The 13,152-nt window shown below is 36.5% G+C and carries 13 protein-coding genes; all 13 read right to left on the bottom strand.

What is annotated here, in order from left to right; all coding sequences use genetic code 11:
* Nucleotides 1-18: 18 nt before the first annotated feature.
* Complete coding sequence (ispD, locus tag DWV06_RS17950; protein WP_115483597.1) at nucleotides 19-1,407, bottom strand: 2-C-methyl-D-erythritol 4-phosphate cytidylyltransferase; 1,389 nt, start codon at nucleotides 1,405-1,407, stop codon at nucleotides 19-21.
* A gap of 74 nt (nucleotides 1,408-1,481) precedes the next feature.
* Complete coding sequence (locus DWV06_RS17955) at nucleotides 1,482-2,696, bottom strand: CDP-glycerol glycerophosphotransferase family protein (protein WP_115483598.1); 1,215 nt, start codon at nucleotides 2,694-2,696, stop codon at nucleotides 1,482-1,484.
* A gap of 28 nt (nucleotides 2,697-2,724) precedes the next feature.
* Nucleotides 2,725-3,066, bottom strand: coding sequence for a hypothetical protein (locus DWV06_RS17960; protein ID WP_115483599.1), 342 nt, complete (start codon nucleotides 3,064-3,066; stop codon nucleotides 2,725-2,727).
* 122 nt (nucleotides 3,067-3,188) lie between these two features.
* The gene (locus DWV06_RS17965) at nucleotides 3,189-4,682 is read right to left on the bottom strand and encodes an N-acetylneuraminate synthase family protein (protein ID WP_162300679.1); all 1,494 of its coding nucleotides are present in this window, start codon (nucleotides 4,680-4,682) and stop codon (nucleotides 3,189-3,191) included.
* Between the two features lie 4 nt (nucleotides 4,683-4,686).
* On the bottom strand, nucleotides 4,687-5,400 hold the full coding sequence (locus DWV06_RS17970; protein ID WP_115483601.1) for an acylneuraminate cytidylyltransferase family protein: 714 nt from the start codon (nucleotides 5,398-5,400) through the stop codon (nucleotides 4,687-4,689).
* The gene (locus tag DWV06_RS17975) at nucleotides 5,397-6,479 is read right to left on the bottom strand and encodes a nucleotidyltransferase family protein (RefSeq protein WP_115483602.1); all 1,083 of its coding nucleotides are present in this window, start codon (nucleotides 6,477-6,479) and stop codon (nucleotides 5,397-5,399) included. The genes DWV06_RS17970 and DWV06_RS17975 overlap by 4 nt, the downstream gene beginning before the upstream one ends.
* Before the next feature lie 23 nt (nucleotides 6,480-6,502).
* Nucleotides 6,503-7,483 carry an NAD-dependent 4,6-dehydratase LegB gene (locus tag DWV06_RS17980; RefSeq protein WP_115483603.1) on the bottom strand — a complete coding sequence of 327 codons (981 nt, stop codon included), beginning with the start codon at nucleotides 7,481-7,483 and terminating at the stop codon, nucleotides 6,503-6,505.
* 52 nt (nucleotides 7,484-7,535) lie between these two features.
* On the bottom strand, nucleotides 7,536-8,222 hold the full coding sequence (locus DWV06_RS17985) for an acylneuraminate cytidylyltransferase family protein (protein ID WP_115483604.1): 687 nt from the start codon (nucleotides 8,220-8,222) through the stop codon (nucleotides 7,536-7,538).
* 10 nt (nucleotides 8,223-8,232) lie between these two features.
* On the bottom strand, nucleotides 8,233-9,264 hold the full coding sequence (locus DWV06_RS17990) for a GNAT family N-acetyltransferase (RefSeq protein WP_162300680.1): 1,032 nt from the start codon (nucleotides 9,262-9,264) through the stop codon (nucleotides 8,233-8,235).
* Nucleotides 9,239-10,183, bottom strand: coding sequence for a DegT/DnrJ/EryC1/StrS family aminotransferase (locus DWV06_RS17995; protein ID WP_115483606.1), 945 nt, complete (start codon nucleotides 10,181-10,183; stop codon nucleotides 9,239-9,241). Before DWV06_RS17995 ends, DWV06_RS17990 begins: the two co-directional genes overlap by 26 nt.
* A 12-nt stretch (nucleotides 10,184-10,195) precedes the next feature.
* Nucleotides 10,196-11,356, bottom strand: coding sequence for a UDP-N-acetylglucosamine 2-epimerase (gene neuC / locus DWV06_RS18000; RefSeq protein ID WP_115483607.1), 1,161 nt, complete (start codon nucleotides 11,354-11,356; stop codon nucleotides 10,196-10,198).
* Nucleotides 11,353-12,348 (bottom strand): N-acetylneuraminate synthase, encoded by a 996-nt coding sequence (neuB, locus tag DWV06_RS18005; RefSeq protein WP_115483608.1) that lies wholly within the window; start codon nucleotides 12,346-12,348, stop codon nucleotides 11,353-11,355. Before neuB ends, neuC begins: the two co-directional genes overlap by 4 nt.
* A 54-nt stretch (nucleotides 12,349-12,402) precedes the next feature.
* Nucleotides 12,403-13,074, bottom strand: coding sequence for a class I SAM-dependent methyltransferase (locus DWV06_RS18010; protein WP_162300681.1), 672 nt, complete (start codon nucleotides 13,072-13,074; stop codon nucleotides 12,403-12,405).
* Nucleotides 13,075-13,152: the final 78 nt, after the last annotated feature.

Genomic DNA, 13,152 nt, shown 5'->3' on the forward strand with positions numbered 1-13,152 from the left:
TTGTCTAATTAGCATACTTTAACGCCGGACATCTACAATCTGCCCGGTGAAATCAGCCATGAGTGTCAATAAAGTTTCCTCTGCCACTTTTACACTTGGACACAACGTCTCTTTCGGTTCATCCCCGAAATTTTTACGTCTCATCGGAGTATCCGTCCGTTCCGGATTCATTACATTAATCCTGATTTTATCTTCATATGTTTCTTCAGCCACTGCCTGCACGAAATTGGTAATCGCTGCTTTAGTAGAAGAATAAATGCTGTATGAAGCTCTGCCTCTTGTATAAGAACTGGACGTAAAAAGGACCAGACTCCCCTGAGTCATTTTTAGATAAGGGATTGCCTCTTTTGTTACATATACCGCCCCTAAATAATTCACTCCGACCAAAGCGTCAATCTCTTCTACCGTTATGTCTTCCAATTCCTTTATTTCTAAATCACCTGCACAATTAACAATATAATCGATCCTGCCTTCCTTTTCATACACGCCCTGCAGAAAATCCCTTACTTGTTCTGCTTCTGAAATATCAAGACCATCAAAACCTTTTAACGTTGAACTTCTCCTTGAAGCACCGTAGACACTTCCGCCGGACTGACTTACCATTTGAAAAATATCCCTGCCGATTCCACTGGTATGTCCAAAAACAATTCCACACTTGTCTTTTAATTGCTGCTTAAGCATAAGTCTTTTTTCCTGATCCTCCAGCAAAGTTCCGGATTGAATTTGAAACAATTTATCTGCTAAATATGCATCTTCTTTATAAGTGATTTTCAGATTCTGTTCTTCCCCTTCTACCACATAAATATCTGCCAGTTGATAATGTTTAATGATTCCGCAATCATCTGTTACACTTAAATTTTCTTCTTCTAGATACATTTGATAAGCATTACCAATCAAATCCAAATGAAATCCTTGTGGCGTCTGTCCTCTTCTAAACCGACTCCTCTCAGGAATTTGCGTAATCAAATTTTCTTCATCAACCTGTATCAAAGTATCCGCACATGGAATAGCAACATCAACTGCTTTATAATGTTCAAGAGCCTGAACTGTCTTTTCTAAAATAGAATGGGAAACAAATGGACGAATGGCATCATGAAACAATACATTCTTTGTATCCTCATCACAAGCACAGATTCCTGCATAAGATGAGGTCTGTCTCGTATTACCGCCGGTTATTATTTGGGCAACTTTTTGAAACCCATTCTTCTTGACCAGATTTTTCACATAATCCAAATACGTTTCACTTACCACTAGTATGATAGAATCAATATATTTACTGTGTTCTATTTTTTCAATTGTATGTTCCAAAATTGTTTTGCCGGCAATCTTTACATATTGTTTCGGAATCGTGCTTCCAAATCGATTTCCCGAACCACCGGCCAATATTACCATTTGTGTTTTTCTCATATGACCTTCCTCTTATTAAGATAATTTATTAAGATGACCTTCTAAAATTATTTTATAAAAGCTCTTGAATTTTTTTATAAAAGCTCTTGAATTTTTTCATAAATGCGTTCGGAAGATTTTCCGTCCGTATAAGTAAACATCCATGTTCGTACCTTTTCTCTCTCTGATTGATAAGTATCTTGCCCGCAAACCCTCTTAATGTATTCCATTAATTCTTCCATGTTTTTTGCTTTAGGTTCCGGCATATATTCATCATAAGAAAAATACTCTTCCCTTGTATCCGTCAAATAGGTCTCGTAATCATACGGAAACAAAACAGAAGGGCGGTTAAGCATAAGAAAATCTGAATAAATCGATGAATAATCTGTAATCAGAAGATCTGCATACTGTAACACTCCATAAGAGTCTATCTGAGCAGGAATCAGAAAAATATTAGACTTATTTTTTCCTGTATTTATATTATTAAACTTCTCTTGCAGTTTTGACTTGGGATGTAATTTAGGACAGAAAACAAAATGATTTCTTTCTAGAAAGTTGTTCCATCGTTCCAAGTCCATCACTTCAAAGAATTGTGTTTCTGAATCACGGAATGTTGGCATATAAAATAGTATGGTTTTGCCCATATCTTTAAATTTTTTCAATTGTTGTACACATTTCTTTTCCTGTTCTGTGTATAAGTTCTGTATTTCCTGGCTTACCAGCATGTCATTGCGTGGATATCCTGCCTCAATAATATGATTTCTCGGAACTTGAAAAGCACCTGCAAAAATATCTCCCATAATCGGAGAAGTCGCTAATATGTAGTGACTCGGCTTTTCATCTGACAATCTCCGCAAATATGTTTTGAACTTTTCCCAGATATTTTTCGGATGACGAACGGCATCAAATTTATTATCATAATTGATCTTTTTATTCCCAACGCCATGCCACAAATTTATTTTAATCGCCCCGCCCGATAACCAAAAAGAGATATCCTTAGAATAATTATCAAATATATAAACTTTTGCTCTAAGACAATAAAAAATACCCTTGAAAGAACCGTTCAGATAAGCTTCGTACCCATTTTCTTTGAGAAATTGTATTATCTTAGGCTCACTTGAGATCCATATAGTTCTGATATTTGATTTTTGGTATTGATTTAAATATAGATACAGATATTTGGGATTGTCTGCAAATCGTTTCCCAAAGCTGCTGCCACAGACCCAGATTTTTTTATTTTTGGGAATAATAAAAGAGAACCAGTAGATCGGCAATAAAAAAATTTGAGCCCAATATTTAATTGTCGCCATACTTGTTCTCTCCTACTATATATATTATTTAATCGAATATTTTTTCATTAGCATCCAGAAATGATTTGACAAAGTAATTTGAAAAACCATATTCACCAAGTTCCTTGATCTTTTCATCAAATCGTTCACTCGTAATCAGCACAACTAATTCTTGCGGTTCCATATTACTTAATTCTTCTATAGACCATAAAGGAACTCCCTCAAATTCTTCACCCATTTTCTCAAATCCATTCGTTATGACACCAGTCACTTCATATTCTGTATTATGAATAAATTCTTTTCCTGCCTTCGCATCGCCATATAGGAATAACTTTCTTCCTTCAACCGTCTCTTCAAATTCTATCCAGGTATCATGCTCTAATTTATACATCTCGCTCTCCTTTATCCTAATAATTACTGTGATCAAAAACCTCTTTCACATTTTATGTCCAGCGAAAATTAATTATATACTTTTTCAATAGCAAATGCAATAATTATCCTTATTGATTTTTTTTACCAATTTCTTAAGATTGTTTTCCTTTCAATCGGATCTAAACGACTAATTTTCTCATCAGCATAATAAGAATCCTTTTTAACATGGGTCGTAGATATCTCTTCAAAAATCGCTCCTTTTGAAGATGTAAAGGAATGTTTCGCCATTCTTGGTACTGTCAAAATATCTCCCGGTTTTAGATGTTCCACTTTCCCTTCTAAATCAACCTGCAGATCTCCATATAACAATTGAAATGTTTCTTCTTTCAATTTGTGATGATGTACCGGATGTTTCTGACCGGGTAAAACAATTATCAATTTCTTGCAATACTCTCGATTAATAATATTAATAATTAATGCACCGTTCTGTCTGAAATGAGCCATTCCATAATGATGCGATAATTCAACCTCAAAATCTGATCCAACAGGAATACCGGCTTCGTAAAGCATACCTTTCGCATCATGGATAACATTCCTTACAATGGCAATATTATCCTTTTTTTTGATTTCAAATACCCCATCATTTGCTTTATAATCTTTGGTCGCCACAATACCATCATAAAACTGCCCGCTATTCATCTGCTTTTCCAAGCAGGGCATAGCAAAAAATACATCCTGCTCTTTGATTGGGGTTCCTTTGGGAATATCTTTGTTTACATATACCCCTCTCATTAGAGAATTCAAAGAATCGACTTCATCCTGACTGACATATTTATCACCATTTCCATGTATATTACACATTTTCTTAGCATCAATCGCTGCTTTCACCCAAGCATCTGCCTGATCGGGATTCATAGAATATGCGTTTAATGTAATAGAATCCGTCGAAAGTCCAACATGACGTTCTAGTATCATAGCTCCTTTGGCAACAGCGAGCATCGGTGTAATGATATCATTTGGATCTTCATGACCGGAATAACCGATCGTAACATTTGGATAGCGTTTACTCAATCGGTGAATAAAGTCTAATTGCAGATTCTCCGCAGGTGTCGGATAAAGTGCAATACAATGAAGAAAAGCAAAGAAGTTTTCTCTATGTGTAAGAAAATTATAAATCTTATCAATATCCGAAATTTTCTTGCCTCCAGTGGAAACAATAAGCGGCTTTCTGCTTGCCGATGCGGCTGTCAGCAAGGGCCAGTCCAATGCACTGCAGCTGGCGATTTTGATAATATCTATACCATGGTCCATACAGAGGTTTACACTGGCTTCATCAAACGGCGTGCTCATAGAGAACATCCCTTCTTCTTTAATGGCATTTACCAGCGTCGAAAATTCTTGTTCCTCCATGCGAGTCCCCAAGAACCTTGGGATATGTTTGACATCGGTACGATTCACGTACTCCGGATGGATGAACGTCTCCAGCTCGCGGTACTGCAGTTTCACTGCTGCCTTTATATTATATTTTCTTGTAATCTTCCCCATGGCCCGAATGATATCAAGTCCATGTTCTACATCTCCCTGATGATTATTAGCCATTTCGAAGATAAATAAGTTTTCAAATAACTGATTCATGGATTTAATCCCTCCTCTTTTGCTTTTCAAGACTGACGGCATATTCTAATGCTCTTTCAAATTCTTCTTCTGTATCTATATCAAAGAACTCATCCATCTCATATCCTTTTATAATTTCTCCACTCATCGAATGTTTTTGAGTGATTACTTCCGTACGGATTACATCAATACAAGCATTTTGATAATAAACTTTGGGCAATTGCTGCCTTGGCATATTGTAGCATTCCTTAATTTCAGTGATTAACGGATGGATTTTTCCTCCTTCTCCTTTTAACCACATTTTATAAGGTATTTCCTTAGCCGGTGTTATGCAGCGAATGGAATCGACCCGCCTATCCTCTAACATCTGCTCAATCATAGCATCAATATCCTTTGGATTTCTAATTGGATATGTAGGACGTAAATGTACTACAAGTTCAGGAACATAGCCTTCTTCTTTTGCAAGAAAATTCAGGGCATGTTCAAATACATGAATATCTAATGCAGTGTCTGTTGCATATTCTGCCGGACGCAAGAAAGGCACTTCTGCTCCGTATTCCATGGCAATTTCTGCATAGGCTTCACTGTCCGTACTTACAATAATACGATTTATGAGATTTGATTGTTTCGCATGCTCAATAGAGTAAGCAAGCATAGGTCTGCCGTTAAAGGTACGGATATTTTTATCTTTCACACTTTTAGAACCGCTTCTTGCCGGTATGATCGCTAATATCTTCATCGTTCATCCACCTTTAAATTTAATTTTGCTTCCATACGGTGCATTTCTTCGAATTCTCCCATATCCAGAAACGAATCCTCACTAATTGGGTACATGCCGACCTGCTGTCCCTTTTCTAATAAATCATTCGCCAAATCCGTCATATGATAAAAACTATTTTGAGGAATTTCCTCAATCAATTCCGGATTTATAATATACATACCCGTATTTACGAAATAAGACAACTTTGGTTTTTCATCCATTGAAATAATTCCACCGTTTTCTTTTGAATTAATCACTCCATACGGCACTATTACATTTTTAAGGGCAGATACAATAGTCATTACATTTTCAGTACTTTGATGATAATGATAGATATCTTCATAGTCTTCATTAATTAAAATATCACAATTGGTCACAATAATAGGTTTTTTAAATTTCTTTTCGATCAAATGAAGACTACCGCCTGTACCAAGAGGCTTGTCCTCTTCCACATACTGGATTTGATAAGACTTGCTTATCTCCGCAAAATAGGATTTGATCATGCTCTTTCTGTAATTTAAGGTTGCATAAAAATCAGCAACACCATATTCGCAGAACTTATCTATAATCCGTTCCATAATCGGAATATCTCCTATTGGAATCAGCGGTTTTGGTAACACTTTCGTATAGGGATACAAACGAGTTCCTTTTCCTCCTGCCATGATGACAACAGAAACATCTTTTAAACAATTATGGTGCACTCGCTTTCTTTTTCTTTCATCTTTCTCCAAGAATACAATATCAAGTACCGTTCCTGTTGTACTTAATATAGGAAGTGCTGTGATTTTATACTTATCCATCACTTCTTGTGCATTAACTTTATCTTTTCGATATGCTGTGATAGGATTCAAGTTCATTAAATGATATATTTTTGCGGATAACTCTCCGGTCTTGATCAGCCATCTACGGATATCTCCATCCGTGACCGCTCCTATCAGGCGTTCTTTCTCATCTAATACAAATACAATTCCTTTTCCGTTCTCATCTATTTTCTGTAAGGTGTCTACAATGGCAGTCTCTTGGGATACTAAGAAATTTTTTATCTTTTCCTTTATCATGGGAACCCTCCCTGCTCGTGTTTTTATACATTATAAATATCAGGCTTGTATGCATTTAAATTCTGCTTCATCCACGCTATTGTCTCACCAATTCCCTGCGCAAATGTATATTCAGGCTTCCAGTCTGTCAATGCTTTTATCTTTTGGTTGTCACCTAATAATCGGTTAACTTCACTTTTTTCGGGACGAAGTCTTTGTTCGTCACAAATAATTTTAGCCTTCGGATTTATCTGACCAATGATTTCTTTCGCTAAATCTTCTATCGAAATTTCTTGCTGCGTCGCAATATTTATTTCTTCCCCAATGGTCTTATCTGATTCTGCAATTGCTATAAATCCTGCAGCTGTATCCTTTACAAAATTAAAGTCTCTTGTAGGAGTCAGAGAACCTAGCTTAATCTCTTCTTTTCCGGCAAGCAGCTGAGTAATAATTGTTGGTATGACAGCTCTTGCTGATTGCCTTGGTCCGTAAGTATTAAAAGGTCTGACAATAGAGACCGGCATATCAAAACTTCGGTAAAAACTCTCTGCCAAACGGTCAGCTCCTATTTTTGTAGCGGAGTACGGAGATTGCCCTTGAAAAGGATGTTTCTCGTCAATGGGAACATATTGGGCAGTTCCGTATACTTCGGACGTTGATGTGACCAAAATCCTTTCTAATTCCAGTTCCCGTCCCGCCTGCAGCACATTCAAAGTTCCTTTTATATTGGTATCCACATAAGAATCAGGGGAATGATAACTAAAAGGAATCGCAATCAAAGCAGCAAGATGGAAAACACCATCTACGCCTTTCATAGCTTCCCGGACTCCATTCGGATCTCGGATATCTCCGGTAAACACTTCAATCTGCTCTAATTTATGTTTGGGCAGCGTATCCAGCCATCCCCAGGTATTAAAAGAATTGTAGTATGCAAATGCTTTCACTTCATACCCTTTTTCCAACAAACTCTCCGTCAAGTGGCTTCCAATAAACCCATCTGCGCCGGTAACTAAAACTTTTTTCATGCCGTACCTCTCTTCCTCCAACTTTTGTCTTCCAATCTATTCAGAATCTTTCTTAAAACTTATTCTTTAATATAATCTGCGCAATTTCAAAATCTAATTCAGTATCAATATCAATCGAATGTGACTGTTCCATAATAAAGGCATAACAATCTTTTTTATAAATTTGATCTGTTTCCATGATTCGATTCCTGTCTACGATATAAAGTGCTCCATTAATTCGATAATATGTGTTCAATTCCTGTCGTCTTTTATCATTTTCCGGTTTTATAAAATCATCCATTTTTTTACTCTCCGGTAATGTATTGCTCCATAGAGGAGAATGTTCAACTTCACACACCCCAATCACAGCTTGGGCATTTTCCTTTTGATATAATTCATAGCCCCCTATAATATCTTCCTTTGTCCTTAAAGGTGATGTAGGCTGCAATAAGGAGACAGTATCAAATTTTTTTCCAATCGTTTCATATTGTTTTAAGGCACATCGGACAGCATCCCAAGACGATGCTGTATCAGAAGCCAGTTCTTTAGGCCTTAGAAACGGAACTTGTGCTCCATAAGCCTTTCCGACTTTCGCATATTCCTCTGAATCCGTAGATAGATAAATCGTATCAAACAGATTTGATTCTAAGGCAGCCTGAATGGAATATACCAAAAGCGGCATGCCATTCATCTCTTTTATATTTTTATCCTTAAGTCCTTTGGACCCACTTCTTGCTGGGATAATTGCTAAATTCTTCATGTCTTTCCTCCTACAATTCTATACGATAAGCCGGTACAAAAGGATGCTTTGCATCAATTCCCTTCATCTGGCATAACTGTTCGTAGGCTTCTTGATTCAAAATTCTCGTTCCCACTTTGAAAATTTTCTCTCCATTCGGGGCAAAACTCCGCTTGTATTTGTAGATTCCATCTTCATTCTGATAACCTCCACCCAATACGAAACGTTTCAAATTCTTTTCTTTGGCCCAAAGAATCATCTGATACTTTAAAAAATCATTTGGTCTATATTCAAAATATTCTCGTATGGTTCCTCCAAGATAAGAATACATTGTACTTTGAGACATTAAAGCTAGCTCTGTTGAAATCATCCGGCCATTCATAAATATATGGAAGTAGCAAAAATTTTCCGGTAGATTTTTTTGAAGATTCCGGAAAAAATCCGGTTCGAAATAATAAGCTTCTCCTGCCTCTCTCCGCTCCATCGTTGAGTAATATATTTCTAGAAATTGTTCTAAATACTCTCCTTTTGGATCTACTCGAAACTCCAGATCATTCTTCTGCGCTTTTTTAAGATTTTTCCTAACTTTATGCTCAAATTCCATCCACATATCTTCCATTGGCATGTTCAATTCTCTTACAATGTTTTTCATTGCTTCTTCTATCATTCCCGGATATCCACAATGTTCCGTCCCAAATAGACTAAATTTCACTACTTCTGAGACCACTTTATTTTTCATTAACCATTCGTCTGTCTTATTCCAAAAGGTAGAAATCTTTTCTAGCTCCAACTTCCCCTTAACAAACGGTCCACCATAACCATAAGCCGTTATAATATCCTTAAATTCCGGAGCGAATGGGATTTCACGAAGTAAAAAAGGATAAAGAACTGCATGTTCATTATCTTTCAAATAAACGCAGTAACCTTCTTGATTTTCCCTGCAGAACAAATTAAGATAAGCAGGTTTCAACATCAATTCATCCTCAAAATCAGTTTCTACTATTCTAGTCCATTCTTTATATTCTTTTTCGTTCTTACTATTGTAAATTTCGAATTTTTCCACTGAGCAACGCCTCCAAGTTGTCGCATAACTGTTGCATCTGCTCCGGTGTAGCATCCTGATGCACCGGAAGATTCAATATACTGTTTCCTATATCCATGAACATTTGGTACTTCTTTTCTCTAAGTGGTTCAATCATCGTATGGTATAAACTGACTACACCAAAATCCATTGCATTTAGTTCAAAATAAAATTCCGATTTATCTACTTTCTTAAAACGGATTGGAAATGTTTGTGGCGTCTGACCTTTATATTTCTCTTCCGGTCTTAATATCGTAATGTATCTTCCTAACTTGCTTAATCTTTCTTCTAAGACTTGTGCATTCTTCTTTCTAATATCAGCTATTTTCTTAAAATCATAAGAAAATGGAGACACCTGCTGATAAATTCCTTCTTTAACCAAAAACTTATGGTTTTTTACTTTCAACATACCTCCATTTGATAACGGGAGCATCTTATGAAGAGAATAAAACACGGCATCAGCATAAATCCCGCATTTTTGATCTACATAATCGGTAAATAATGCATGTGCACAATCTTCTATGATATAGCAATCATTTTCCAAAGCCATATGACATATATCTCGATAACAAGGATCTATATATCCAAAGTAATGTACTATTAAAAGTACTTTTTTACCTTGGATCTGATCCATTTTTTCTTTTATATCTTCTTTATTCATATTCAGATTCTCGTCCAATAAATAGAACACATGATCCGTTTTGGTCTCTATAATCGGGTCATATATGCCGCTTCCTTCATTGGATGACCAACCAATATAAGCCGGCAACAGCAAAGTCGCATTCTCCTCTTTTAGTTTATCTAACAATGATTTAAAGGCTTCTCTGGCACTTTCAAAATATAAAACTGGTTCAAAACAATTCTCTTTCATACTTGCTGTTTTGGTTATTGTTGTTGTCATGGATTGTCCCCCTTATAAGTCATAAAATTTTTTCTTCAAGTCTATTGTTTGATTCTTCAAAAAAGTCTCAATTACTTCTACGATTCTTTCTGAAGCATTTCCATTTCCATATGGATTTTCCATCTTCTTTAGAGAATTCCTGAATTCTTTATTTCTGGCTTTTTGAAAAGCTCTTCGCATCTCTTCTTTAACAGGTTCACATGAAATTACAGACGGTGCCATAATTCTTCCTTTCTGCCTGTCTCCGATATTTATTGTTGGAATCTGAAAGGTCGGTACTTCTACGATTCCGCTCGAAGAATTTCCAATTACCATCTCACTATAACTGACTGCACTTAAGTAACGAAGCATACCTAGAGAAGTAAACACTACAGCATTATTATGGGTCTTAACATACTCCTCTAACATTTGATTGATAATACGTCCACTAGTATCTGCATTCGCTTTCGTGAAGATAAACTTCATGTCACTCTGCTCTTCACACACTTCAAGTAAATCTTTACATTGCTGATTCACTTGACCCTCTTCCAAAGTGACCGGATGGAATGTCAAAACACCATAAGGTTTATCCAGCTTAAATTGAATCGAATTTTCTAATTCTTCCTTCGTCATAAGCTTAGTTTCCTGAATAGTCTCTACTCCCAGCGAACCAAAGTTAAAAACTCTATCAGGGGCTTCCCCTAATTGAATCACACGCCTTCTATAATCTTCTGCAATGGTAAAATGCAGATAACTCATCTTTGTAATGGAATGCCGAATACTCTCATCTATCGCACCTTCCGTCGTCTCTCCACCACACAAATGTGCAATAGGAATCCTCATATTTGACGCTACACAGCAGACTGCCATTGCCTCAAAGCGATCACCAAGAACAAGCAAAAGGTCCGGTTTCAACCGTTGAAAATAATCCGCAAAACTAATCATCGCTAATCCCATGCTTTTGGAAACAGATGTCTCCGTATCAGAACTTAAAAGTATTTCAATTTTTTCGTCCAATTCAAAACCATCTTCCTCGATTTCTCGATAGGTCATACCAAATTCGGGCGACAAATGCATTCCTGTAGCTACAATTCTTACATCAAAATCATCTATCTTTTTTAAATTTCTTATTACTCTTTTTAAGAGTCCATATTCTGCTCTCGTCGCTGTTAGTACTGAAATTTTCTTTTTCATATTTCAATCATCTCATCTTCCTGGAAGTCTCGTTTCGCCTTCTGTCCCAAAATTTCTTCCCATCTCATAGGAGAAATTCCGTTTCCCGGTCTTTTGGTCGTAAGATTTTCTTCGGTAAAAGTCTCTCCCTTTTTAATCTCTTTGTCTGCTACAATACTTTTTCTGGCTACGATTATATTTCCAGCCTCAGATGAAGTCACTCTTTTGATTCCATCTCCTAAGGCAGGCTCTATTTTTCGAATTGCCTCAACCATTTGTTTCAATTGGTCAGGTTCCAGACTTGCTCTATGATCAGGTCCTTCCATACCAGAATCTAATGTAAAATGTTTTTCAATAATAACCGCACCAAGAGCTGCTGCCGCTATAGGAACATGAATTCCTAATGTATGATCAGAATATCCTACTTTACATTGAAATGCTTCTTTTAATGTATTCATTGCTCTCAAATTTACTTCTTCTAACGGAGCCGGATATTCTGTAGTACAGTGGAGCAGAGAAATCTCACCACTTCCATTTGTATTTAACACTTGAACTGCTTGTTGGATTTCTTCCATCGTACTCATTCCCGTAGAAAGAATCACTGGTTTATTCGTCTTCGCAATTTCTATCAAATAAGGAAGATCCGTTATCTCATTCGAAGGAATCTTCCAGAACGGCATATCCAATTCCTTCAAGAATTCTAAGCTTTCTAAATCCGATGGAGTAGACAAAAATTGAATGGAAAGCTTCTCACAATATCTTTTTAATTCTATGAAATTTTCTTCCGAAAGCTGAAGTTTTTTTATCATTTCCAACTGACTTCCGGCTTCTCCAGTTGTCTCTTTTTGATAGCTGGCCTTCTGTGCATATTTTGAAACCTCTCTCTCAGGTACAAAAGTCTGGAACTTAACGATATCCGCTCCTGCTTTCTTGGCTTCTTCTATCAATCTTTTTGCCAGCTTCATATCTCCATTATGATTTACACCTGCTTCCGCAATGATTAAAACTCCCATTCTGTCACCTCTATCCTGTATAGTTATCTTACCCGTTTCACTTATTTTTTCCTCTTACTTCTCAGCTGATACTACAAAATATTCAATTACCAACTTGCTTCCCTGATCGGTCCGCTTCAAGATATCTACCTGAATATTGTAAAACCCAATTTCACTTAAAATTTTTTCTATCTCTCCATCTTCAAAAAAATGTGCTGTCTGTCCTCCTGCTGTAGGACCACTTTTGATATTAATAAATGTATTATGTTCTAATTCTTCTCCATCTTTGTAACCGGTCGTATTGGTAGTAAACAAACTAGAAGTCAGTAATTTTCCACCTTGTTTTAGCATATGATAAATATCTGTATACATTGATTTGATATGAGCGATTCGGTTCGAATAAATGACTGCATTATCAATCACCCCATCAAACATTTCCGACGGATAGTCTAATTGTAAGCCGTCTTTTACCTGAACATCAGCTACTAGATTTTCCTGCTGCAACATTACTTTGAGGCGCTCAATCGCTGATGCGGAGCCATCAAAAGCATACGTATCAAATCCTTCTTTGGCCAAATACCATGTATGCGCACCTGCACCACAACCAAAATCTAAAATTTTCGTATTTGCTCTGTCTTTTTTATAAAAATTACGTGCAACGAAACGGATGACTTCTTCACAGGGCCACTTGCCACCCCATCCGTTTTTAAACTGCTCTTCCCAAAATTCATTGAATGATTTTTCCAATTTTGTCACTCCCTACAAAGAAAGCTGTCTTAAAAGTTTAAGACAGCCTTTGTTTATTTTTATTATTATCTTACACTA

The organism is Anaerosacchariphilus polymeriproducens (assembly GCF_003363435.1).
Classification (GTDB): Bacteria; Bacillota; Clostridia; order Lachnospirales; family Lachnospiraceae; genus Anaerosacchariphilus; species Anaerosacchariphilus polymeriproducens.

Excerpts from the sequence above, each read along its gene's own strand:
- ispD (WP_115483597.1), bottom strand. The coding sequence starts at position 1,407 with ATGAGAAAAACACAAATGGTAATATTGGCCGGTGGTTCGGGAAATCGA.
- DWV06_RS17955 (WP_115483598.1), bottom strand. The coding sequence starts at position 2,696 with ATGGCGACAATTAAATATTGGGCTCAAATTTTTTTATTGCCGATCTAC.
- DWV06_RS17960 (WP_115483599.1), bottom strand. The coding sequence starts at position 3,066 with ATGTATAAATTAGAGCATGATACCTGGATAGAATTTGAAGAGACGGTT.
- DWV06_RS17965 (WP_162300679.1), bottom strand. The coding sequence starts at position 4,682 with ATGAATCAGTTATTTGAAAACTTATTTATCTTCGAAATGGCTAATAAT.
- DWV06_RS17970 (WP_115483601.1), bottom strand. The coding sequence starts at position 5,400 with ATGAAGATATTAGCGATCATACCGGCAAGAAGCGGTTCTAAAAGTGTG.
- DWV06_RS17975 (WP_115483602.1), bottom strand. The coding sequence starts at position 6,479 with ATGATAAAGGAAAAGATAAAAAATTTCTTAGTATCCCAAGAGACTGCC.
- DWV06_RS17980 (WP_115483603.1), bottom strand. The coding sequence starts at position 7,483 with ATGAAAAAAGTTTTAGTTACCGGCGCAGATGGGTTTATTGGAAGCCAC.
- DWV06_RS17985 (WP_115483604.1), bottom strand. The coding sequence starts at position 8,222 with ATGAAGAATTTAGCAATTATCCCAGCAAGAAGTGGGTCCAAAGGACTT.
- DWV06_RS17995 (WP_115483606.1), bottom strand. The coding sequence starts at position 10,183 with ATGACAACAACAATAACCAAAACAGCAAGTATGAAAGAGAATTGTTTT.
- neuC (WP_115483607.1), bottom strand. The coding sequence starts at position 11,356 with ATGAAAAAGAAAATTTCAGTACTAACAGCGACGAGAGCAGAATATGGA.
- neuB (WP_115483608.1), bottom strand. The coding sequence starts at position 12,348 with ATGGGAGTTTTAATCATTGCGGAAGCAGGTGTAAATCATAATGGAGAT.